Here is a 24,901-nt window from a genome sequence, read left to right as displayed (position 1 = left end):
AGGCCTTTTTTGTGAATTTCTTTCGCTCAGCAGCCTGCCCCAACATGTGTCGTGTCGGTAATAATAATGGTCGTGGTCATTACTACTAGGCTGTTAGATGGCATAAATAAATATTCAACGTTAATTGTGTTTGCTTAACTCTACGTTTACCGAGTTTCTGATACATAGTCAACAAAAAATTGTTTGTTTTTCCATCTTTCAGAGATTTCTGCTAAGCAATGTCATTGATATTTATAGTTAATTACACATTATTGATCATTTGGAAATCTACAGTTAGTTTTTGTAAAGGACTTAACTATCATCACCAGTTCGGTTTTTTATCTAATAACTAGTCTAATCTTTGCCATAAAACGTACGATCAAATAATTCGAGAGGGTTGTGACACATAACAACAACTTAACTGTGACTTATGTTCATAGGATCGAATTATTTAGAAAATAGGTGAGCTAGCTTTCATATTCTATGCTTTAATAGTGAGAAGCTTTGGGCGCATACTAATAAAAAAGTTGACACAAGGAGTGGTGTACATGAAAAGATGGCTTTTTCTGTTGCTGTTTTTTGTGCCTGGTGTTTGTCTAGCCAACGAGCTTCCGCCGCTTCCAGGTAAAACATCCCCTTCTCCTCATAAACTATTCATTTCCAGCGACAGTTATCAGTCTGACAGTTTTGATGTTTGGAATATCGATACGGGTTACGCTTACGAACTTTTTGATTCGGTAGATGTTTATGTCGGTGCGCGAGTCAATAACTCTCCTACCCAAAATCAAAGTGGTTTTTTGAGTGGGATCAGCTATCACTTTAATGATCGTGTCACGCTGAAAAGTACAGTTCGCTCTTACAAGAACGAAACAGCGGAAGGTATTCGCCAAGACGACAGCAGCCTCGCGGCTGAAGTATCAAGTCGCGTAAAAATTACCGATAAACTGGATCTTCACGCGACTCTTGATTACCAAGATTGGCAACAAGGCTTTGAGGTTGGTTTAGGCTTTCGTTTTTAGAAGTCCAGCTTTTGCTTAGAAATCAATACACCGTTCCAGTCCGCGTAAACGTAGTGCTTAGGTTGAACGATTTGGTTTTGCATCGTTAAGGTTACGTTTACCTCTCCTATCCCGCGTTTCTCTGTTTTAAACGGGTTAGTTCCAAGAGCTTGAACGCCAATGTCCATTTGAGATATTTGTGCTACGTCGCGTATTGCACCATAGACAATGATGCCTTCCCACCCATTTTCTATTCCGAGTATCGCTAATTGATCGCCGAGTAATGCTCTCTGACACGATCCATGCCCGTCAACAATCAATACTTTACCCGTTCCATCTTCGCCCAGTACTTCACGCACTTTCGAGTTATCGTGATAGCAGCGCACCGTAACGATTTCACCGTAAAAAGCGCTACGTTGACCAAAGTTCTGCAATGGTAAAGTAAGCAAGTTCACTTGGTCTTCAAATTGGTCACAAATATCGGGTGTAATGTCTCTCATATTTCCTCCGTGAATTTTCTCACCCAAGCGATGCTTCAGTGAGCAGTATCCTTTTCTATACCTTCTATACGAGCCGAGGTTTAATGGAGCCTAACGTATGAAAAACTTTCGGCTGCGAGCACGCAATAAGATAAAGTTGGTCATTAATGACGTAATAAATCGCGTTTTGTTGAAAGTCATTCGCCAATTCAACGGCTACCTCTGGCGACAACTCGACGGCAAAGCTTTCCTCATACCATGTAAAAGCGCTATCACCTACCGTGACAGGCGCGTAATTAACGTGCTGTAGCTGTTTTTCTAACGCGTGATTGTTTATGCTGTTCTCTTCTTTGGACCTCAAGTTACTGTATGGGTTCCAAGCGGTTATCACAGCATAGTTTGAAACACGCCACTCGGCTTCGAATCTGAAAAAAGATTCTGAATAAGCATTCCATAACGATGCGTCTATGTTCGTATTACTTTTTTCTATCATAAGTCTTAAACGATTAATAACAGTTACATTTCATCAATTGATATAAATCAACAAACTGAATGGAATTAACATTTGAGCATTGTTAGCATGCTGTTAACAATATAAAATCCGCTCAATATCTTAGGGTGTTTACGTTTCAGGCCCCACTGAAAGCAGGAAATGAAAGGTAAACAAGCCCTTTAGAATAAACGTCGCCATTGGATACTGGTGAGTTGGCAAAATTCCATGGAGGGCGGATAACTGAAAGAAGTGTTTTTTTGATCAACTTGATTTATTATCAAAATCACATTACCTGTATGTTATATTTTTGCCTAGAATTTATTCTATTAGCACAATTTTGTCACAAATTTAGGTACCGCCAATGCAAACCCCGCAGATTCTTATCGTTGAAGATGAGCAAGTAACTCGTAACACTCTTAAGAGTATTTTTGAAGCAGAGGGATACGCTGTTTTTGAAGCCAGTGACGGTGAAGAGATGCACCAAGTGTTGTCTGATAACTCAGTCAACCTGGTTATTATGGACATTAATCTTCCAGGCAAGAATGGCCTTCTACTAGCGCGTGAATTACGCGAGCAAGCGAACATTGCTTTAATGTTCCTGACAGGCCGTGACAATGAAGTAGACAAGATCCTAGGTCTTGAGATTGGTGCAGATGACTACATCACTAAACCATTCAACCCACGTGAACTAACTATTCGTGCACGTAACCTACTTAGTCGCTCAATGAGCTCTAACGCGGTGCAAGAAGAGAAGCGCTCGGTAGAAAAGTATGAATTCAACGGTTGGGTACTAGACATCAACAGCCGCTCTCTAGTAAGCCCTGCTGGTGATAGCTACAAGCTACCTCGCTCTGAGTTCCGCGCACTACTGCACTTCTGTGAGAACCCGGGTAAGATTCAAACTCGTGCAGATCTTCTTAAGAAGATGACTGGTCGTGAACTTAAGCCACACGACCGTACTGTAGACGTAACGATTCGTCGTATCCGTAAGCACTTTGAGTCTGTTTCAGGCACGCCAGAAATCATCGCCACTATCCACGGCGAAGGTTACCGCTTCTGTGGCGATCTAGAAGACTAGATTTAACCGCTAATATCCGAAGGGCTTGCTCATTGAGCAAGCCCTTTTTGTTTTAGGTCTAACGACTAATGCAACATCATTGCGGTTAATAAACCTTGTTAATCTTCACGTACTTTTCGACTAACCAACGCTGTTTACCCGCATCGTCTAGAAGCACTGCGATATCAACCGATTTTTCTGTGTTCACATCAATGTGAGACGAGAACGCCACCTCCCATCGGCTTTCACTGTGCGTTCGAGTATCTAAAGACGCACTGTCCACCAACCACTCTTTTTGCCCCTGTTTAATAATAAGAGCTTCTGCCGTTAGATTTGCAGGAAGTAACTGATCTCCTTCGAGGTAAAGTGCACCTTGAATACTTTGCTCTTCCACGTCCCCAATATTCGGCATGAGGTTCACCCATAAATTACTTTTGAGCTCAACATTAACCTCATTAATCGTAATCTGACTGTTTTGTTGCCAATTCACATTTGGAACGGAACTACAGCCTGCCATCAATGCCATGGCTAATGCCAATGGTGCGATTCTTTTCATGTTATTTCCTTTGTTCCAACCAACTTTTGAGGACTTGAATATCGTTTTGGTATTCATTTTTGATCTCTTCAACCCAGTCTGAAATGTTTTCCCACCATGCTGGCATATCGGGCGATTGCGCTTTTTGCGCCACACTTTGGATACGTTTCAGGCCAATTGAACCTGCAGCACCTTTGATTTTATGCGCTTCAGAAACAATCCCATCTTGATCTTTCGCTGTCATGTTCGAATCTAAGACATCGATATAGTCTGGCATCATATCTTCAAACATTTTTATGCTGTCGTAGACAGGTTTTGCACCAACAATGTCGACGTAAGACTCTAACATATCCATATCGAGCAAATGTGTCTCAATCACAGGAGAAGGCACTGGCTCTTCCACTGTTTCGGGACCGCTCACTACTTCCTTAGGTTGTTCTAACTGGTGAGCGAAGAATTTATCAATCACTGACTGAATGGCATTCACTGCCAGCGGCTTACTGATCGCATCATCCATGCCGTTATCTAAGTATTCACGACGATCTTTCATTACATTAGCAGTTAAGGCGACCAATGGAGGAAGATTGTTATAATGCTCGCGGTAATAATTGGCGACATCAAAGCCCGTCATATCAGGCAGTTGGATATCCAACAACGCTAAGTCGTATTTTTCTGGCACAAAGTTCACTAACGCTTCTTGGCCCGTCATTGCCACGGTGACAGAGTGCCCTAGGCTCTCAAGTAACGATTTAGCCACAGTTACGTTAAGCTCGATGTCTTCGACCATAAATATGTTGAGGCGCACATTGTCGCGTTTCGCATCAATGACTGGCTCAGCTAGTTCAACAATCGGAACGTGGATCGATACAGTAAAAGTGCTACCAAAGCCTTCCTCACTGGTAACCGTAATATCACCATCCATCATATTGATCAGTTGCTTAGATACCGCTAAACCAATACCTGTACCGACCGCATGCAGGTTGTCCTTGCCTGATTTCACTTGGTAGTACATCGCAAAGATCTTATCTAGCTCTTCGTCTGGGATACCAATACCAGTGTCTTCCACTTCCATAATAATGGTCGCAAAATCGTCTTCGACATCCGCGCTCACTGTCATCACAACGCCACCTTCTTTGGTGAACTTCATTGCGTTGCTGACCAAGTTCCAAATCACCTGACGTAGACGGGTTGCATCCACTTCAATTGCTTTTGGCAAGTCGCTTAAACGTTCTAAGTCAAAGCGTAACCCTTTTTGTTCCGCCATCAGAGCAGAGATACTCTCAATCTCTGCGACGAAGTCTTCGAAGTTAAGTGGCGCAGGTAATAGTTCTAACTTACGGCGATCAAATTTATCCATATCGATAATATCGTTGAAGATGTTACCTAGCGTAATCGCACTCACATTGATGGTCTGCATGTGTTTACGCTGCTCTTCTGTCAACGGACTATCTAGAAGCATACGACTTAAGCCTACAATGCCATTCAGCGGCGTTCGCAGCTCATGACTGATGGTTGAGATGAAGGTAGTTTTGTCGCGGCTTGCTTTCTCTAACGACTCTTCATGGCGCTTACGTTCAGTGATATCACGACCGAACCCAACGAGACCAAGGTGGCGGCCATCTTTGCTGTAAAATGGCACTTTACGCAGCTCAAAGTAATGCTTGCGACCATCTGGGTATTCGAGCCATTGCTCGTAAGTAATCGCTTGATTATCGGCAAAAACCTTTTGGTCAGTATCAACGATATGCTCGGCGATTTCTTTGCTATACACATCCCAAGGGCTTAATCCGACTAACTGGTGCTCTTTCTTGCCCGTTAGCTCTTCCATCGCGCGGTTACAGCCAGAGAAAACACCATCCGCATTGCGGTAGTAAATTAAGTCTGGTGAGGCATCAATAAATGAACGCAGTAATGCGGTACGTTCTGCCAACTCTAATTGAGTACGTTCGCGTTGGAACACCTCATTTTCGAGGTCTTGCATCGCCTCTTCACGTGCTTCTTCCGCTTTAATACGCTCTTCAATTTCTTGGTTAAGCTTTTCAATGTTTTGTTGAAGTTGGTAATTCAGCTCTTGATCTCGCGAACGCATGTCCTTCAGTTTGGACACCAGCTTAGTTAAACGCTGGCGAGACTCTTCTAGTTGATCGACAACCACAGAGAGGAAGTAAACCGCCCAAGGGGTGATCAATAGACCAAAAAACACCGAACGGACAATGTCGATATCATCTACTCGCCCTTTGAGAGCTAAAGTAATCCCTACCTGCACCACAACAGCTAATGCCACCAGCGCAAGGGCTAGCAAAATAGAGAAGCGAACAATCCCCAGTTTGACTAGCAAGTCGACATAATACTGGGCGAGGTTTTTCATGGGTTTCATTAACTACTCCATGGTGGTGGCTAGATAGCGCCATTCGATGATGAAAAACAGGTAAATGCACTCGACCTAACGCAATTTAGGTCTGTTTGATTAGTGAAAAACACACGGTGCGATCTGCGCTTGTGACACGAGATAGAAAGATAAACCAACGAGCGCACAGGCTTCTGTAAGTTTAACGTGTTTAATACGGTGATTTAAACAATCAGCTATCAACTTAGAGCAAGCGGTCACAAAGCGTTAGCAAGAACTGGGGTGAATACAGGTGCGATTACGTCCATCAGCTTTAGCTTGGTATAACGCACTGTCAGCCATAGCGATGCCCATTTCGGGTTCATCACCATGCTGAGGAATGTAAGAGACCAGACCGATACTGACGGTAAGGCGTTCAGATGCTTCTGAACTGTCGTGTTCCATATCAAGCTGTAGAATTTTCTCATGAATACGCTGTGCTACGTTGCGCGCACCTTCCGTGGTGGTATTTGGCAAGATAAAACCAAACTCCTCGCCACCATAACGCGCAACACAATCCGAAGAACGATTGATGACTTGTGTAAACACGGTAGCGACACTGACTAACGCTTCATCACCTTGTTGGTGACCGTAACAGTCGTTGTAATCTTTGAAAAAGTCGATGTCACATAACATGATGGTGAGCGGCAGCTTTTCTCGAGCGTGGTGGTACCACAATACCTGCAGTTGTTCGTCGAAACGGCGTCGGTTCGATACTTGAGTTAAGCTATCCATAAAGCTCAATTTTTCTAACTCTAGGTTGGCTTTTTCCAACTTTTGTTCTGCAAGATAACGCTCAGAAATATCACGCGCCATGATCAGCACACCATTCGTTCCTGATGCTTTATCTTTAAAAGGCGATTTCACCACATCAAACCACGTACTTTTACCATCACTACTCACGACTTTATCTATGTATCGAACTGGCTCTAACTGGCGTAATGCTTCTAAGTCACTATCTGCTAAGCGCGCGTACATCTCTTTAGGAATCACGTCTTGGAGGCGCTTACCTATCAAATCAGAAATTTTTGAAATGCCTAACGCCTTAACAAAAGGCTGATTACACGCTTGATAGACCATGTTCTCATTGAAAATACCAATAGAGTCCGGACTGGCATCCAGAATCGTTTGTAAGATAGTATCTCTTTGCGCTAGCGCCACCTCTGTATCTTTGCGACGCTCCATTTCATCTCGCAGATTCTGTTGCATCTTGTGCCATTCAGTCACGTCATGACTAATAGACAGCGTACCGATAAGCTCACCACTCGGCGAAACAAGAGAGTTTTGATTGACTTCCAATAAGCAACTTCGACCTTGTGGATCCGTTGTCCATTTACGTTCGCTTTTTCTGGTCATCTCACCCAAGGCCTTGGATGCGCAAGCTTCTTCCCTTCGCCCTTGCCAGAATTGATCAAATGCTCGATTGGTCGTTAATAGATTGCCTTGGCGGTCTTGGGTACAAATCAGCTCTGAAAGTGAGTCTAATGCCGAACGTGCGATGATTAATTGGGCAAGTTCTTGTTGCTGCTCTTGGTGAGTGGCTTGATATGGCTGAGCATAAAGAATCCAAACTCGATGATTGCGCAATAAACTCTTTCTGCCTGACAGCTCCACTTTAATAGATTCACTATCAGATAGTCGCCAGTCAAAAGCCTGCTGACGAAAATGACGACTAGAGAAGCGATCGAGAAACTGCTCAAGCTCATGAATATCGAATAAAGCAGGATACAAATACCCCGTTCCCAAAGAGCGAATGCCTAATAACTGCATCGCAGCCCGGTTAGATAGCAAGAGCTGAGCATGGCTAGTGTCCACCACTATGACTGGATAGGGAGAATCCGTTACTAGTTGCTTAAGTGACGTCTGAAAGTGCAAATAGATCAGTGCTAACGCGCACACGCCTGCGATTAACAACAAGACGACATAGCCATAACCGCCTTGACCACCCCAAAGCCAATTGAGTAACTGATCCATCGTTTAAACCTTCAAAGAACACTGGTTAAAATATATCAGTTATTTATTGAGCGATCTGCTATTAATTCCGGTTTAGTATAGATAAAGGTATTCCCCGTAAGACTCCCTTGAGCACCATGAGCACTGAGATCTCGACCAATTTCCGTCATCGCTAGCCAACGGTTTTCACACCACAGAGGCGATAATAACGTGGGCCTCCTGGCTGCTGATGAAACGCGATGATAAATCACATCTGGTGGTGTCATACGAATCATTTCACTGGCGATCGCAACATATTCTTCTAATTCAGGGGCTTCTAGCTTTCCAGCACGCCAAGCTTTCGCCATGGTGCTACCTTCGACAATATGCAAGCCATGTAACTTGATGCCATCCGTTCCCACGGCCAACACTTTTTGCAGCGTTTCAATATTTTCGGCGCGGGTTTCTTTGGGTAAACCCACAATTAAGTGAGTACAAACCTTGATTCCGAGTGTTCGCGCACGCTTAGTGATTTCGGCATAACACTCAAAGTCATGACCACGATTGATACGTTTTAGGGTGTCATTGTTGGCGGTTTGAAGACCTAGTTCTAGCCAAATTTCATAACCTTGCTGTACATAGCCCGACAGTAAATCCAATACCGCATCAGGGACGCAATCAGGACGCGTCCCCACACAAAGACCAACCATGTCTGCAGCCTTTAGTGCTTCCTCATACATGTTTTTGAGAACTTGTACTTCTGCATAGGTACTGGTGTAGGCCTGAAAATAAGCGAGATACTTCTTCGCTCTGTGAATTTCACCTGCGCGATCTTTTAACTGTTCGTGAATGCTTTTTATCTGGACTTCTTCATCTGCAAACGAAGCCACATTGCAAAACGTACATCCTCCCCGCCCAATCGTGCCATCGCGGTTAGGGCAACTAAATCCACCGTGTAATGTTAACTTATGAACCTTTTCACCGTATCGACGCTGAAGATCTTGGCCGATTGTATTGACCAACTCATGTAACTGCATAAATTCTCACCAACAATAAATCGTAATCAATCTCACTACGATCTGTGTAAATAAATTACATCCCTGCAAGAAAAAACACACAATATTAATCAATTCAAACACCCATCATGCGGGTCAAAATCAATAAACTTGCATAATTAAAGACAAAAATCGTTCATGTTGCGTAAATGTTAAACTAAAAATGCATAATTAAACGAAAAAATTGGGTCACAACGCCGACTTTTTCATTGCATTCTGAAGTGACAAAATAGTAGGATACTTACACAACCCCGTTATTTTTGTGACTTTTATTACAAAGCACACTGCGGGATTTGTCGGTGTTATCCCACTCCTACCTATATAAATCACTAGATAGTGATAATAAATAAAGGGATACCACCAAGGATTGTTTTTCTCGCAAAACTTTTCCTGCGAGATACGGAAAGGAATCAAGACCGGTCAACCTAGATCGGTGGCGATAATAAATATAAAGGACAAGACGTAATCAATAGTCTAGGTAGTATTTGCTGCCCGGTACTTTTGCGTCGACATTGAACTGGAAGGATGTATCTATGGTAGATAGAGAGCAAAATCCACAGGGTCTGTACACTCCGGAACTGGAGCATGACGCTTGTGGTATCGGTTTTGTTGCTCACCTTAAAAACCGTAAATCTCATGAAGTAGTGACTCAAGCATTGGATATGCTGGCTCGCATGGAACACCGTGGTGGTCAAGGTTGTGACCCATGCAGCGGTGACGGTGCGGGTATCTTGCTACAAAAACCTCATGAATTCCTATTAGAAGAAGCCGTTAAGCTAGGCATTAAACTGCCTTCGTTTGAAAAGTATGGTGTTGGTGTCGTTCTTTTCCCGAAAGACGAATACAAACGCGAGCAATGCCGTGACATTCTAGAACGTAACGCACAACGTCTAGACCTTGAAGTTATCGGCTACCGCGTATTGCCAACCGATAACTCAATGATCGGTGCAGACCCACTAAGCACAGAGCCTCAGTTTGAACATGTGTTTATCTCTGGTGGTCCTGGCATCACACCTGAAGAGCTAGAACGCAAACTGTACGTGCTTCGTAACTACACTGTACGTGTTTGCCTAGAAAGCGTTTCGAACATTGGTGACGACTTCTACATTAACTCCATGTCTTACAAGACATTGGTGTACAAAGGTCAGTTAACGACCGAGCAAGTACCTCAGTACTTCCTCGATCTACAAAACCCGACCATGGTGACTGCACTGGCACTGGTACACTCTCGTTTCTCTACCAACACCTTCCCGAAATGGCGTCTTGCACAGCCTTTCCGTTACATTGCCCACAACGGTGAAATCAATACAGTTCGCGGTAACTTGAACTGGATGAAAGCCCGTGAAGCAATCCTAGAATCAGATCTGTTTACTCAGGCTGAAATCGAGATGCTTCTTCCAATCTGTCAGGAAGGCAGCTCGGATTCATCTAACTTCGATATGGCACTTGAGCTCCTAGTTCTTTCTGGTCGCAGCCTGCCACACGCATTGATGATGATGATCCCGGAAGCATGGCAAGAAAACAAAAACATGGATCCTAAACGTCGCGCGTTCTATCAGTACCACGCGAACATCATGGAACCATGGGATGGTCCTGCTTCAGTATGTTTTACTGATGGTGTTCAAGTTGGTGCGACACTAGACCGTAACGGTTTGCGCCCTTCTCGCTACACAGTGACCAAAGATAACTTCCTAGTGATGGCATCTGAATCTGGTGTTGTGGATATTGAACCAGAAAACGTAGAGTTCCGTGGTCGTCTACAGCCAGGTCGTATCTTCGTTGCAGACCTAGAGCAAGGTCGCATCATCTCTGATGAAGAAGTGAAAGACACCATCGCAACAGCGCAGCCTTACGAGAAGTGGGTAGAAGAAAACCTACTGAGCTTGAAGAAGCTGCCAGATGCGAGCAACCAGTTCAGCCAACCTTCTCCTGAGCGTTTGCTGCATCGTCAGCAAGCTTTCGGTGTGAGCACTGAAGAAGTGAACGAAATTATCGTTCCAATGGCGAATGACGCAAAAGAGCCATTATCAGCAATGGGTGCCGACTGGCCTCTTGCGGTTCTATCTCATCAATCTCAACATCTTTCAAACTACTTCAAGCAGCTGTTTGCACAGGTAACTAACCCACCGATCGACCCGATCCGTGAGCGTATGGTTATGTCGCTGAACACTTACTTGGGTAAAGACCAAAACCTTCTGACTGAAACACCACTTCACTGTCAGAAAGTAGAATTGGAATCGCCTGTTCTGGCGAACTCTGAGCTTGAAAAGCTGCGTGCGATCGATAACGAGCACCTACAAGCGAAGACGTTGGATATCGTATTCCAAGCTAATGAAGATCAAGGCAAGCTTGAGCGTGCACTAAAACGTATCTGCCAATACGCAGAAGACGCGGTTATCGATGGTTACTCAATCATCCTACTAACTGACCGTGCAGTGAACTCAAACCACGCAGCGATCCCAGCAATGCTGGCAGTTGGCGCAGTGCACCACCACTTGATCCGTAAAGGTCTACGCGCGAAGTGTGACATCGTAGTTGAAACCGGTGACGCGCGTGAAACGCACCACTTTGCAACACTACTTGGTTACGGTGCGAATGCGGTTAACCCTTACCTAGTGATTGAAACCATCATTGAACTTCAACGTACCAAGAAGTTGGATCCAGAAGCGAACCCTCGCGATCTGTTCAACAACTACCGTAAAGCGATCAATGGCGGTCTTCTGAAGATCTTCTCGAAGATGGGTATCTCAACGCTACAGTCGTACCACGGTGCACAAATCTTCGAAGCGTTGGGCATCCACAAATCAGTGGTCGACAAATACTTCACAGGTACAGTTTCTCGTATCCAAGGTCTAACCCTTGATGATATCGCTAAAGAAGTACTTATTCGTCACCGCATCGGTTACCCACAACGCGAAATCCCAATTCAAATGCTGGATGTTGGTGGTGTTTACCAATGGAAACAGCGTGGTGAGAAGCACCTATTCAACCCAGAAACCATTTCTCTACTGCAAGAGTCTACGCGCAACAAGAACTACGATCAGTTCAAGCAGTACGCAACAGCAGTAGATAAGCAAGGCGACAACGCGGTAACCCTGCGTAGCCAACTTGAGTTCATTAAGAACCCAGCCGGTTCTATCTCTATCGACGAAGTCGAGCCAATTGAAAGCATCGTGAAACGCTTCGCGACGGGTGCTATGTCATTCGGTTCTATTTCTTACGAAGCACACTCCACACTAGCTGTTGCGATGAACCGTCTTGGCGCGAAATCGAACTCTGGTGAAGGTGGTGAAGACCCAATGCGTTTCGAGCGCAAAGAGAACGGCGATTGGGAACGCTCTGCAATCAAGCAGGTGGCTTCTGGTCGTTTCGGCGTAACCTCTTACTACCTAACTAACGCTGATGAGCTGCAAATCAAAATGGCTCAAGGTGCGAAGCCAGGTGAAGGTGGTCAGCTACCAGGCGATAAAGTAGATGACTGGATCGGTGCAACACGTCACTCTACTCCGGGCGTTGGCCTTATCTCGCCACCGCCACACCACGATATCTACTCAATCGAAGATTTGGCTCAGCTGATCTACGACTTGAAGAATGCGAACCGCGCGGGTCGTGTAAACGTGAAGCTGGTATCGGAAGCTGGCGTAGGTACGATCGCTTCTGGTGTAGCGAAAGCGAAAGCGGACGTTGTACTTATCGCAGGTTTTGACGGTGGTACTGGTGCATCCCCAATGTCTTCAATCCGTCATACTGGTCTTCCTTGGGAACTTGGTTTGGCAGAAACGCACCAAACGCTACTGAAGAACGGTCTGCGTAACCGTATCGTGGTTCAAGCGGATGGTCAGATGAAGACACCTCGTGACCTTGCAGTGGCAACACTACTTGGTGCAGAAGAATGGGGCGTGGCAACCGCAGCATTGGTGGTTGAAGGTTGTATCATGATGCGTAAGTGCCATAAGAACACCTGTCCTGTCGGCATCGCGACTCAAAACAAGACACTTCGCGAGCGCTTTGATGGCCGCGTAGAAGACGTCGTAACCTTCTTCCAATACATGGCACAAGGTCTACGTGAAATCATGGCTGAACTTGGCTTCCGCACTATCGATGAGATGGTCGGTCAAGGTCAGAAACTGAAGATTCGCCAAGACGTTTCTCACTGGAAATACAAGAACCTAGATCTGTCTCCTGTTCTTCACGTTGAGCAACCACGTGAAGCTGATAGTGTATTCAACCAAGCTCAGCAGAACCACAACTTAGAAGAAGTGCTAGACCGTAAGCTGATTCAAGCAGCGATTCCTGCACTCGAGAAAGGCGAAGCGGTGAATGCCGAGTTCCCTATCGTTAACACGGACCGCTCTGCAGGTACCATGTTGTCGAACGAAATCTCGAAAGTGTACAAAGATGCCGGTCTACCTCAGCCAATGAACGTGAAGTTCAAAGGTTCTGCGGGTCAGTCATTCGGCGCATTCCTCGCTAAGGGCGTGAAGTTCGAAGTAGAAGGCGACGCGAACGACTACTGGGGTAAAGGCTTATCTGGCGGTACCTTAGTACTTTACCCAGATGCAAAATCAAGTATTGTCGCGGAAGACAACATCGTGGTTGGTAACGTGTGTTTCTACGGTGCAACTTCGGGTGAGTCTTTCATTCGCGGTATGGCTGGTGAACGTTTCTGTGTTCGTAACTCAGGCGCGAAAGTAGTAGTAGAAGGCGTCGGTGACCACGGTTGTGAATACATGACTGGCGGTGCAGCAATTATCCTTGGTTCAACAGGTCGTAACTTTGCCGCAGGTATGAGTGGCGGCGTGGCTTACGTATGGGATAAATCAGGTGACTTTGAGTCAAAACTGAACCCAGAATTAGTAGACCTAGATCCAATCGAGCAAGAAGACAGAGATCTATTACTCGACATGCTAACTAAGCATGTTCAATTCACAGGAAGTGAAGTCGCTCAGTCTTTCCTAGACAACTTTGAAGCAAGCCTAGCCTCTATGGTTAAGGTAATGCCGCGTGACTACAAAGCGGTTCTTCAAAAGCGTAAAGCTGAAGCACAGTCTCAAGGAAACGAAACTCAAGTGGAGGCCGTATAATGGGTAAGCCTACTGGATTTTTAGAGCATGGTCGTGAACTACCACAGAAAATCGACCCAGCTGAACGCATCAAGAACAACAAAGAGTTCGTTCTAAACGAGGAGTTTGGTGACAAGATCAATACTCAGGCTTCTCGTTGTATGGATTGTGGTGTGCCGTTTTGTCATAACGGCTGCCCTATCGGTAACATCGTCCCAGAGTTTAACGATGCGGTTTATCGTGATAGCTGGGAAGAAGCTTGGAACATTCTAAGCTCAACCAATAACTTCCCAGAGTTCACTGGTCGTGTTTGCCCTGCTCCGTGTGAAAGTGCTTGTGTACTTGGCATCAACCAAGACCCAATCACTATCTGTAACATCGAGAAAACCATCGTAGAAACGGCGTATCGTGAAGGGTACGCCAAACCAAAAACACCACGTTCTCGCACAGGCAAAACCGTTGCGATCATCGGTTCAGGTCCTGCTGGCCTTGCGGCAGCAGAGCAGCTAAACAGTGCAGGCCATACTGTGACGGTATTCGAGCGAGACGAGAAAGTGGGCGGTCTGCTGCGTTTTGGTATCCCAGACTTTAAACTGAGCATGGAAGTCATTGATCGCAAGATCAATCTAATGGCAGAAGCTGGCATTGAGTTTAAAGTAAACCAACACGTCGGTGTTGATGTAAATGCTCAGCAATTGCGTCAAGAGTTCGATGTGGTTCTACTAACCGGTGGCTCAACGGTTCCACGTGATTTGCCCGTTCCGGGTCGTGAACTAAAAGGCGTTCACTTCGCAATGGAATTCCTAGGTCAAAACAACCGTCGCGCCAATAACATGGACCTGAAAACGGAAGAAATTCACGCTGCGGGTAAACATGTTGTGGTTATCGGTGGTGGTGATACGGGTTCAGACTGTGTGGGAACATCAAACCGTCACGGCGCAGCAAGCGTAACTCAAGTGGAAATCATGCCGATTCCACCAGAGAAGCGCCCAGCCAATATGCCTTGGCCTCAATACCCAATGATCCTACGTACTTCGACCTCTCATGAAGAAGGTGTCGATCGTCACTGGAACATCCTGACCAAAGAGTTCATCGGCAATGACAAAGGTGAAGTCACAGGCCTTCGTCTTGCTGATATCGTTTGGCAAGATGCAAAACCAGGCGAGCGCCCAAGCTTCAAAGAAGTAGAAGGCAGCGAGCGTGTGATTCCATGTGATATGGCATTTCTAGCGATGGGCTTCCTACACCCTGAACCAACAGGCGTACTTGCTCAACTGGATATCGCACTAGACGATCGCGGTAACGTAGCAACTCAAGATTTTGCTACTAACCAAGAAGGCGTATTTGCTGCTGGTGATATGCGAACAGGCCAATCTTTGGTGGTTCGTTGTATCAATGAAGGCCGCGAATGTGCCCGTGCTATCGATGATTATCTAATGGGTAGCACAAACCTAGAAGCAAAAGCAGATTCACTGATGCTTTCTGCTTAACGAAGCAGTCATGCTTCTCTCTTTCAATTGCCTAATAGCCATCAGCAATATCGATGGCTATCGGTGAAGAAAGAAAACAATTCCTTCCAATCTTTCTATTTTGACCAGCATTTTATGCTGGTCTTTTTTATCTCCCACAGAATCAAATGTTACTTTTTTGTAACAATCAATTTTCTATCTATTTGAAATTATTAAACTATTTTAGCTTATTAAATGGTAAATCGTATATTCACGTGATGATCCACTAATAACTTGACCTTTTTTACAATAAGCTATAGCTTGTGAAGTTGATGAAAATAAAACACTCAAAAAATGTTAAATATTTCACAACTTTTACTGAATAATTATACACAAAGCTATAAAGATGACGCATAGTTAGTCATCGATATCAACGTAAGCAGTGTTGATATATCTGTCGGGATGACGGATAAGCAAAGGGAGAATTGCAATGGCTCTTTATGATCCAAGTCTTGAGAAAGACAACTGTGGATTTGGCTTGATCGCGCATATGGAAGGCGAACAAAGCCACAAGCTGGTACGTACAGCAATTTCTGCACTTGACCGCATGACTCACCGTGGTGGTATCGCCGCCGATGGTAAAACTGGTGATGGTTGTGGTCTTCTATTACAAAAGCCCGATTCCTATTTACGTCTTATTGCCGAAGAAAATGGTTTCAACCTTGGCAAGCAATACGCCGTAGGGATGATTTTCTTCAACCAAGATCCAGTCAAAGCTCAACTCGCTAAAGACATCGTCAACAAAGAACTGGCGCAAGAGACGCTAACTGTGGCTGGTTGGCGTGAAGTACCAACTAATTCAGAAGTACTCGGTCCAATTGCGGCCAACTCGCTTCCAAATATTCAGCAAGTCTTTGTCTCTGCACCGGCAGGTTGGCGCGAACGCGACATTGAACGTCGTCTCTACATCGCACGCCGTCGCATCGAGAAACAAATCACCGAAGATCCGGATTTCTACATCTGTAGCTTATCGACTCAAGTTTTGGTGTACAAAGGCCTATGCATGCCTGCGGACTTACCGCGCTTTTATCTTGATCTTGCCGATCTACGTATGGAATCTGCTATCTGTCTGTTCCACCAGCGTTTTTCTACCAACACTCAACCGCGTTGGCCATTAGCTCAACCGTTCCGCTACCTTGCTCATAATGGTGAGATCAATACCATTGAAGGTAACCGACAATGGGCACGCGCTCGTGCTTACAAGTTCTCGTCACCACTGCTGCCTGACCTACAAACTGCAGCACCGTTTGTGAACGAGACAGGCTCAGACTCGTCTAGCTTAGATAATATGCTAGATCTCTTTTTAGCTGGCGGCATGGATATCTTCCGTGCCATGCGTATGCTCGTACCGCCAGCATGGCAAAACCACCCGGATATGGATCCGGATTTGCGTGCGTTTTACGATTTCAACTCCAAACACATGGAACCATGGGATGGCCCAGCAGGTATCGTACTGTCCGATGGTCGTTATGCTGCTTGTAACCTAGACCGAAACGGTCTACGTCCTGCGCGTTATGTAATTACCAAAGACAAGCTGATCACTCTGGCATCTGAGGTAGGGATTTGGAATTACGCCCCAGATGAAGTTGCCAAAAAAGGTCGTGTAGGTCCGGGGGAATTGCTCGTCATCGACACTCGTAAAGGTAAGCTTTGGCAGTCTAGCGAGATCGATAATGACCTGAAATCTCGTCACCCTTATCGCGAATGGATGGAGAACAACGTTCGCAAACTAACACCGTTCTCTCAGCTACCTGAAGATCAAGTAGGTGAGCGCAGCTTTGATGAAGACTTGCTTAAGACTTATCAAAAGCAGTTTGCCATGAGCAATGAAGAAGTCGATCAAGTATTGCGTGTCCTCGGTGATATGGGGCAAGAAGCCGTCGGTTCGATGGGTGATGACACCCCGATGGCGGTTCTTTCTTCGAAAGAGCGCTTGGTGACTGATTACTTCCGTCAGAAGTTCGCGCAGGTCACCAACCCACCAATCGATCCGCTGCGTGAGAAACACGTCATGTCGCTAGCGACCAGCATCGGCCAGGAGATGAACGTCTTCTGTGAAACCGATGGCCACGCGCATCGTGTAACCTTTGATTCTCCAGTACTGCTCTATTCAGACATGCAGCAACTACTAGAGCTGAGTGACGATCATTACCGTAATACCATTCTCGATATCAACTACGACCCACAACAAAAAGATCTTAAACAAGCCATTGATGATCTGTGTGAGCAAGCAGAACAAGTGGTGCGTGAAGGCACGGTTCTAGTCGTGCTTTCAGATCGCACTTTAGTCAAAGGCAAGCTGCCAATTCCTGCAGCAATGGCGGTCGGTGCGGTTCAAACTCGCTTGATCGATGCCAACTTACGTTGTGATGCCAACATTGTTGTTGAGACCGCAACAGCTCGTGACCCACACCAATTTGCTGTCTTGCTTGGCTTTGGTGCTACTGCGGTTTACCCATACCTTGCTTATGAAGCTTTAGGTAAACTGATTGATGATAAAGCACTAGAGAAAGACTACCGCGATGTGATGCAAAACTACCAATACGGCATCAACAAAGGCCTGTACAAGATCATGTCGAAAATGGGGATCTCAACCATCGCCTCTTACCGCTGCTCACAACTGTTTGAAGCAGTTGGCTTGAGCCAAGATGTGGTCGATCTGTGTTTTAAAGGCGTCACAACTCGAATTGAAGGCGCGAATTTTGACGACTTCCAGCAAGATCTTACAAACTTATCTCGTAAAGCATGGGCGAAACGCAAATCGATTGATCATGGCGGCTTGTTAAAGTACGTCCATGGAGGTGAGTATCATGCGTACAACCCGGATGTTGTCGGCACGCTGCAACAGGCCGTTAAATCTGGCGAAAGTAACGACTATCAGAGCTTTGCTAAGCAGGTAAATCAACGCCCTGTTGCCATGCTGCGTGACTTAATGTCGCTGAAAAAATCAGACTCACCGCTGCCACTTGAGCAAATAGAACCACGCACTGAACTGTTCAAACGCTTTGACTCTGCGGCAATGTCCATTGGCGCACTTAGCCCAGAAGCGCATGAAGCACTTGCAACGGCGATGAACCGTCTTGGTGGTTACTCTAACTCGGGTGAAGGCGGTGAAGATCCTCGCCGCTTCGGTACTGAGCGTAACTCACGTATCAAACAGATTGCTTCTGGCCGATTTGGTGTAACGCCTCATTACCTGACTAATGCGGATGTACTGCAAATCAAGGTGGCACAAGGTGCGAAACCGGGTGAAGGTGGACAGCTACCAGGACACAAAGTCACCGCAGAAATCGCAAAACTGCGTTATTCGGTACAAGGCGTGACTCTGATCTCCCCTCCTCCGCACCACGATATCTATTCGATTGAAGATTTGGCCCAGCTGATCTTCGACCTTAAACAAGTCAACCCAAATGCGCTGGTTTCGGTAAAACTCGTCTCCGAGCCAGGTGTCGGCACCATCGCAACGGGCGTAGCCAAGGCTTACGCTGATCTTATTACCATTTCGGGTTACGACGGTGGTACCGCAGCAAGCCCATTAACTTCGGTAAAATACGCTGGTAGCCCTTGGGAGTTGGGGTTGGCAGAGACACAACAAGCTCTGGTTGCTAATGGTCTGCGTCATAAGATCCGCTTACAGGTAGACGGTGGTCTAAAGACTGGTTTAGACGTAGTTAAAGCCGCAATTTTAGGTGCAGAAAGCTTCGGTTTTGGTACTGCGCCGATGGTCGCTATGGGTTGTAAGTTCCTACGAATTTGTCACCTCAACAACTGTGCAACTGGGGTTGCGACTCAAGACGAGACACTGCGTAAAGAATACTTCAAAGGTCTACCAGAAATGGTGATGAATTACTTCATCGGCTTGGCAGACGAAGTGCGCGGATTACTCGCCGAACTTGGCGTTGAAAAGCTGACGGACTTGATTGGTCGTACCGATTTACTTGAGGCGGTAGAGGGATTTACAGCGAAACAGACCAAGCTGGATCTATCCAATATTCTAGAAGCTCCAGTATCACCTGAGGGTCATCCGCTATTTTGGACAGAGCCAAACAAACCGTTTGATAAAGCTGAGCTCAACCAAAAGATCATTGATGATGCCATGCATGCGGTCGAAAACGGTCAATCGGCAAGTTTCTTCTACAATGTCATCAACACTGATCGTTCTGTTGGTGCACGCTTATCTGGCGAAATAGCAAAACGCTATGGCAACCAAGGATTGGCGGCTTCCCCTATCAAAATCTATCTTGACGGCACCGCAGGTCAGTCCTTTGGTGTTTGGAACGCAGGTGGTGTAGAGCTTTACCTCACGGGCGATGCGAACGACTACGTGGGCAAAGGCATGGCGGGTGGTAAAGTGGTTATCAAACCTCACCTTGGCACCGCATTTAAATGCAATGAAGCAACTATCATTGGTAACACCTGCCTGTACGGCGCGACCGGCGGTAAACTATTTGCAGCCGGTAAAGCAGGTGAGCGTTTCGGCGTACGAAACTCAGGTACGATAGCCGTCATTGAAGGTGCTGGCGATAACGCTTGTGAGTACATGACTGGCGGTATTGTTGCCATTCTTGGTGCGACAGGTGTGAACTTTGGCGCGGGTATGACTGGAGGCTTTGCCTATGTTCTGGATGAGAACCAAAGCTTTGAAGGTCGAGTTAATACTGAGTCTGTCGAAGCCATCTCATTGTCCGATCTTTACATCCACCAAGAACATTTGCGTGGCCTAATTGCGGAACACCTTGAAGAAACAGGGTCGAGTCATGCAGAAAATATTTTGGCGAACTTTGATGAATGGATTCCAAAGTTCTATTTGGTGAAACCACAAGCGGCAGATCTTCGCACGCTACTTGGTCACCAGAGCCGCAGTGCCGCAGAGCTGCGTGTTCAAGCACAGTAATCATGGAGGATGTTTGAATCATGAGCCAGAACGTTTATCAATTTATCGATGTGCAGCGTGTAGATCCTGCGAAAAAGCCTATCAAAGTTCGTAAGATCGAGTTCGTTGAAATCTATGAACCGTTCACTAAACAACAGGCGACTGCACAAGCGGATCGCTGCTTAGATTGTGGCAACCCATATTGTGAATGGAAATGCCCAGTCCACAACTACATCCCTCAATGGTTAAAACTTGCCAATGAAGGTCGTATTCTTGAAGCGGTTGAACTATCGCATCAAACCAATAGCCTACCGGAAGTATGTGGGCGCGTTTGTCCTCAAGACCGCCTATGTGAAGGTTCATGCACGCTTAATGATGACTTTGGTGCCGTCACCATCGGCAACATAGAAAAGTACATTACCGACAAAGCGTTTGAAATGGGCTGGAAGCCAGATATGTCCAAGGTGGAATGGACCGACAAAAAGGTTGCAATCATTGGAGCTGGCCCAGCAGGCTTGGCTGCCGCGGATATCCTAGTGCGCAATGGCGTTAAGCCAGTCGTGTTTGACCGCTACCCTGAAATTGGAGGCCTTCTGACCTTCGGTATTCCTTCCTTCAAGCTTGAAAAAGGCGTGATGGAAAACCGCCGCCGTGTGTTCACTGAAATGGGCGTCGAGTTCCGCATGAACATGGAAGTAGGCAAAGATGTGCAAATGCAAGAACTGCTTGATGAATACGATGCTGTTTTCTTGGGCGTTGGCACCTATAAATACATGCGTGCAGGTCTAGATAATGAAGATGCGCCGGGTGTGTATGACGCGCTGCCATTTTTAGTTTCGAACACCTACAAAGTCATGGATCTTGAGAGTAACCAACCCTTTATCGATATGGCAGGAAAGAAAGTCGTCGTACTGGGTGGTGGTGATACCGCAATGGACTGCGTTCGTACCTCAATTCGCCAAGGTGCCTCCAACGTAGTTTGTGCTTATCGTCGTGATGAGGCCAACATGCCAGGCTCTCGTCGCGAGGTAAAAAACGCAAAGGAAGAAGGCGTGAAGTTCATGTTCAACCTTCAGCCTTTGGGAGTGGAAGTGGATGCGTCAGGCAAAGTCTCGGGGGTCAAAGTGGTGAAAACCGCACTTGGTGAACCTGATGAAGCAGGTCGTCGACGTCCAGAGCCCGTTGAAGGCAGCGAGCACGTTCTACCAGCAGACGTTGTTATCATGGCGTTTGGTTTCCAGCCGCACAAAATGGACTGGTTAGCACCGTTTGATGTCGATTTGGATCAATGGGGTCGTATCAAAGCCCCAGCGAAGCAAGAGTTCCAGTTCCAGACCAGCAATGAAAAGATCTTCGCGGGTGGCGATGCGGTACGAGGTTCTGATCTTGTCGTAACCGCAATTGATGAAGGACGAAAAGCGGCAGAAGGCATTCTCGATTACCTCGAAGTTTAATCTCAGTTAACCTCACAAAAAGGGTCCTATTATTGGATCCTTTTTCTTTTTTATCCATATAATTAGAAGCAAAATTATAAGAGTAAATACAATGAAAAAAGCCGCTCTCCTTTCCATTACTTTGCTCGGCTTAACCGCTTGTAGCCAAGGCGTCACAACCATGACGGATCGTTCTCAATCACCTTGTGGTGACAAACCAAACTGCGCCTCCACCCAAGACTCGCGAGAAAAATACAACCTAACGCCATTCATCTTAGTTGATTCAGCGAACATCGACGCTATTGAGCAAGTTGCGCTTGAACTGCCAGGCGCGAAAACCGCGGTGAAAGAAAGCAACTACCTTCGTATCGAGTGCACATCTAAAATCATGCGCTTCGTGGATGACCTCGAACTAAAAATAGCAGGAGACCAACTGATTGTGCGCTCAGAATCTCGTGTGGGCTACTCTGACTTTGGCGTAAACAGAAAGCGCGCCGATCAATTACGAGAAAAGCTCACTCAAGCAAAGCTCATCAAATAGAAAACTGCCAACGGGGAGTGCTATACTCTCGGCCAACTAAAATATTTACTTAAAGAGAGTGTTATGAAAGTTGGTATCATCGGTGCGATGGAACAAGAAGTGACCATCCTGAAGCAAGCAATTACAAACTGCAAAACTGTAAATAAAGCAGGTTGTACGTTTTTCTCTGGTCAAATCAACGATGTTGAAGTCGTCGTACTACAATCGGGCATCGGTAAAGTTGCAGCGGCAGTGGGCACGACAATCCTTCTTGATGAATACCAACCAGACGTTGTGATTAACACAGGGTCTGCTGGCGGTTTCGATTCAAGCTTAAACCTTGGCGATGTAGTTATCTCTACAGAAGTTCGTCATCACGATGCAGACGTAACCGCTTTTGGTTATGAGATTGGCCAAATGGCCGGTCAACCAGCTGCATTCAAAGCGGATGACAAGCTAATGGACTTAGCCGAAAAAGCCCTAGCACAAATGGAAAACACTCATGCGGTTCGCGGCCTAATTTGTACTGGCGATGCGTTTGTTTGTACTGCTGAGCGTCAAGAGTTTATTCGTAAACACTTCCCGTCAGTTATCGCTGTAGAAATGGAAGCATCTGCTATCGCTCAAACTTGTCATCAATTCAACACTCCGTTTGTTGTTGTGCGTGCAATCTCTGATGTCGCTGATAAAGAATCACCAATGAGCTTTGATGAGTTCCTGCCTCTAGCAGCAAAAAGCTCTTCCGAAATGGTATTCAAAATGCTGGAACTCATTAAGTAAACGACTCATTCATGGAAGAAGTTTTTCAGTCATTTTATGCCAACGGTGCGCTCCTCATTATGTGGGGTGCACTGATCTTGCACCTTCTAGTGCCAATCCCCCATTCAGCGCACCCTATCACTTTATGGCGAAAGCTAGCAGAACAGCTAGCCAACAAAGTGAACAATAATCACAATTACTCACAGAGTGTAATCTCAGGCAGTCTTGCATTAGGCTTGATGCTATTTCCTTGCTTGATATTACTGATTGCAGTAAAGCCATTTGTTTGGCAAATCCCTTTATATGAACTGGTTCTATTGATCCTTGCGCTAGACTGGCGCAACAGCGAAACGTTAACGAAACAGCTCGTCACAAGTATCTCTTCGGAAGACAAAGCCCAATGTCGAGCATTACTGCAACCATATCTTAATCGCGACACTGGTAACCTCTCGATCGTTGGCATAGGTAAAGCTGGCTCAGAAACCCTGATTATGGGATACAGCCGCAACGTGATCGGCGTACTATTTTGGTACGCACTAACAGGTGGTATTGGTGCGCTAATGTATCGACTCACAACAGAATTAGCGCGAGTGTGGTCCCCTAGCCGACGCCAATATTTGCCGTTTGGTAAACCTGTGATTCAACTGGTTGCTACTCTGGATATTATTCCACTTCGTCTCTTTGCCATACTTTTAGCTGCCGGAAAGAATACAAGTAATGTGCTCTCTGGAATACAACAGCAAGCGAAATCTTGGTCCTTACCAGGACCTGGCTGGGTGTTATGTACTATCGGACACAAACTACAACTGTCTTTATGCGGCCCTGCTATCTATCAAGGTGTGCGTGCAGAGCGCGCAAAAATCGGTGGGCGCATTGCGCCATCGGCGATTCACCTTTCACAAATACATACGCTGCTCGTTTGGCGCGTCCTGGCTTGGATCGCAATCCAAAGTTTGCTTTTAGGAATAATTTATCAAGGATTATGATGAATAAATTATGCTTCGCATTAACGCTGTTTGTTTCGACAGCGACCTTCGCTCAACCCGCTCAACGCATTATAAGTTTAGCTCCACATGCCACCGAAATTGCCTTTGCAGCAGGGCTAGGAGACCAGCTTGTTGCTGTCAGCGAAATGAGCGATTATCCAGAACAGGCAAAGCAGCTAGAAAGAGTCTCAAATTATCAAGGAATTAAATTAGAGCGCATTATTGCTATTCAACCGGACTTAGTGATTGCTTGGCCAGCCGGAAACCCCGCTAAAGAGTTGGAGAAAATTAAACAGTTCGGTATTCCTATCTATTACTCCACTACAGGTTCATTAGAAGATATCGCCAATAATATCGAGCAACTCAGCCAATACAGCGAAACTCCACAAGTAGGAAAAAAGGCCGCTGAAGATTTTAGAACGCAGCTGAGTACACTAAAAGAACAGTACAACACGAACGAGAAAGTTAGTTACTTTTATCAGTTGAGTGAAAAGCCTATCATCACTGTCGCTGGAAAGAACTGGCCAAGTGAAGTCTTTACTTTTTGCGGTGGTGAGAACATTTTCGCCGCATCTAGCGCGCCTTATCCTCAAGTTAGCATCGAGCAAGTCATTACTCGCCAGCCAGAGGTTATTTTTACTTCTCGTCACGCAATGAGTAACGATGGTATGTGGGCTGAGTGGAGTAATGAGCTTCTTGCCCTTAAAAACAAACACATCTGGTCCCTAAACTCTGATTGGATTAACCGTCCGACACCACGCACATTGAACGCGATCAAAGAAGTGTGTGAGCACTTTAAAAGCGTTCGTCAAAAACGCTAACGATTTCGTGGCAAATACCGTACA

17 protein-coding genes and 1 other annotated feature (1 of these 18 only partly in view) are annotated in these 24,901 nt (G+C 45.8%); of the genes, 10 read left to right on the top strand and 7 right to left on the bottom strand.

All coding sequences use genetic code 11. The annotated features are described in order from the left end of the window. Positions 1–91: a sequence feature (Thr leader region), on the bottom strand; it reaches 29 nt to the left of the window's first position. Further along, a complete protein-coding gene (gene thrL, locus R7E42_RS15570) occupies positions 27–104 on the bottom strand; it encodes a thr operon leader peptide (protein WP_074192076.1) in 78 nt (25 codons plus the stop codon). Its footprint overlaps the feature before it by 65 nt. Before the next feature lie 423 nt (positions 105–527). Between thrL and R7E42_RS15565 the strand changes: the two genes are divergently transcribed. Continuing rightward, a complete protein-coding gene (locus R7E42_RS15565; RefSeq protein ID WP_047102035.1) occupies positions 528–998 on the top strand; it encodes a hypothetical protein in 471 nt (156 codons plus the stop codon). On the opposite strand, the gene R7E42_RS15560 is transcribed toward R7E42_RS15565, so the two are convergent. Beyond that, positions 995–1,477 carry a putative 4-hydroxy-4-methyl-2-oxoglutarate aldolase gene (locus R7E42_RS15560; protein WP_318072803.1) on the bottom strand — a complete coding sequence of 161 codons (483 nt, stop codon included), beginning with the start codon at positions 1,475–1,477 and terminating at the stop codon, positions 995–997. The two genes, R7E42_RS15565 and R7E42_RS15560, sit on opposite strands and share 4 nt — an antisense overlap. Before the next feature lie 64 nt (positions 1,478–1,541). Further along, positions 1,542–1,949: a DUF3293 domain-containing protein gene (locus R7E42_RS15555; protein ID WP_053306886.1), complete on the bottom strand. Its 408-nt coding sequence runs from the start codon at positions 1,947–1,949 to the stop codon at positions 1,542–1,544. Between the two features lie 361 nt (positions 1,950–2,310). On the opposite strand from R7E42_RS15555, the gene arcA reads away from it, so the two are divergent. Beyond that, the gene (arcA, locus tag R7E42_RS15550) at positions 2,311–3,027 is read left to right on the top strand and encodes a two-component system response regulator ArcA (RefSeq protein WP_005381824.1); all 717 of its coding nucleotides are present in this window, start codon (positions 2,311–2,313) and stop codon (positions 3,025–3,027) included. An 85-nt stretch (positions 3,028–3,112) separates the two neighbouring features. Here arcA and R7E42_RS15545 read toward each other — a convergent pair whose 3' ends face one another. From R7E42_RS15545 to R7E42_RS15530, 4 genes are all read right to left on the bottom strand, one after another. After that, the gene (locus R7E42_RS15545) at positions 3,113–3,562 is read right to left on the bottom strand and encodes a hypothetical protein (protein ID WP_005381825.1); all 450 of its coding nucleotides are present in this window, start codon (positions 3,560–3,562) and stop codon (positions 3,113–3,115) included. Between the two features lies 1 nt (position 3,563). Continuing rightward, a complete protein-coding gene (gene arcB, locus R7E42_RS15540) occupies positions 3,564–5,918 on the bottom strand; it encodes an aerobic respiration two-component sensor histidine kinase ArcB (protein ID WP_203345683.1) in 2,355 nt (784 codons plus the stop codon). A gap of 237 nt (positions 5,919–6,155) precedes the next feature. Further along, entirely contained in the window at positions 6,156–7,901 is a 1,746-nt protein-coding gene (locus R7E42_RS15535) for a GGDEF domain-containing protein (RefSeq protein ID WP_213969655.1), read from the bottom strand. 35 nt (positions 7,902–7,936) lie between these two features. Next, positions 7,937–8,896: a TIGR01212 family radical SAM protein gene (locus tag R7E42_RS15530; RefSeq protein ID WP_017633631.1), complete on the bottom strand. Its 960-nt coding sequence runs from the start codon at positions 8,894–8,896 to the stop codon at positions 7,937–7,939. Between the two features lie 551 nt (positions 8,897–9,447). Here R7E42_RS15530 and gltB (R7E42_RS15525) point away from each other — a divergent pair. The 8 genes from gltB (R7E42_RS15525) (at position 9,448) to btuF (ending at position 24,877) form a co-directional block, all read left to right on the top strand. Continuing rightward, complete coding sequence (gene gltB, locus R7E42_RS15525) at positions 9,448–13,998, top strand: glutamate synthase large subunit (protein ID WP_318072802.1); 4,551 nt, start codon at positions 9,448–9,450, stop codon at positions 13,996–13,998. After that, complete coding sequence (locus R7E42_RS15520) at positions 13,998–15,467, top strand: glutamate synthase subunit beta (protein ID WP_213871849.1); 1,470 nt, start codon at positions 13,998–14,000, stop codon at positions 15,465–15,467. Before gltB (R7E42_RS15525) ends, R7E42_RS15520 begins: the two co-directional genes overlap by 1 nt. Positions 15,468–15,915: 448 nt before the next feature. After that, the gene (gene gltB, locus R7E42_RS15515; protein ID WP_318072801.1) at positions 15,916–20,379 is read left to right on the top strand and encodes a glutamate synthase large subunit; all 4,464 of its coding nucleotides are present in this window, start codon (positions 15,916–15,918) and stop codon (positions 20,377–20,379) included. A gap of 20 nt (positions 20,380–20,399) precedes the next feature. Beyond that, positions 20,400–21,812 carry an FAD-dependent oxidoreductase gene (locus tag R7E42_RS15510; protein ID WP_005381833.1) on the top strand — a complete coding sequence of 471 codons (1,413 nt, stop codon included), beginning with the start codon at positions 20,400–20,402 and terminating at the stop codon, positions 21,810–21,812. A gap of 91 nt (positions 21,813–21,903) precedes the next feature. After that, on the top strand, positions 21,904–22,332 hold the full coding sequence (locus tag R7E42_RS15505) for a DUF1499 domain-containing protein (protein WP_206959283.1): 429 nt from the start codon (positions 21,904–21,906) through the stop codon (positions 22,330–22,332). Positions 22,333–22,395: 63 nt separating this feature from the next. Continuing rightward, positions 22,396–23,091, top strand: a complete 696-nt coding sequence (gene mtnN / locus R7E42_RS15500) for a 5'-methylthioadenosine/S-adenosylhomocysteine nucleosidase (protein ID WP_005381837.1) — start codon at positions 22,396–22,398, stop codon at positions 23,089–23,091. Positions 23,092–23,102: 11 nt separating this feature from the next. After that, positions 23,103–24,056 carry a cobalamin biosynthesis family protein gene (locus R7E42_RS15495; RefSeq protein WP_206959284.1) on the top strand — a complete coding sequence of 318 codons (954 nt, stop codon included), beginning with the start codon at positions 23,103–23,105 and terminating at the stop codon, positions 24,054–24,056. Beyond that, positions 24,056–24,877 carry a vitamin B12 ABC transporter substrate-binding protein BtuF gene (gene btuF, locus R7E42_RS15490; protein ID WP_206959441.1) on the top strand — a complete coding sequence of 274 codons (822 nt, stop codon included), beginning with the start codon at positions 24,056–24,058 and terminating at the stop codon, positions 24,875–24,877. The genes R7E42_RS15495 and btuF overlap by 1 nt, the downstream gene beginning before the upstream one ends. Positions 24,878–24,901 lie beyond the last annotated feature (24 nt).

Origin of the sequence: Vibrio sp. Vb1337 (genome assembly GCF_033338715.1) — a bacterium.
Taxonomy (GTDB): domain Bacteria; phylum Pseudomonadota; class Gammaproteobacteria; order Enterobacterales; family Vibrionaceae; genus Vibrio; species Vibrio alginolyticus.
This window is presented reverse-complemented; position numbering and strand designations above follow the sequence as displayed.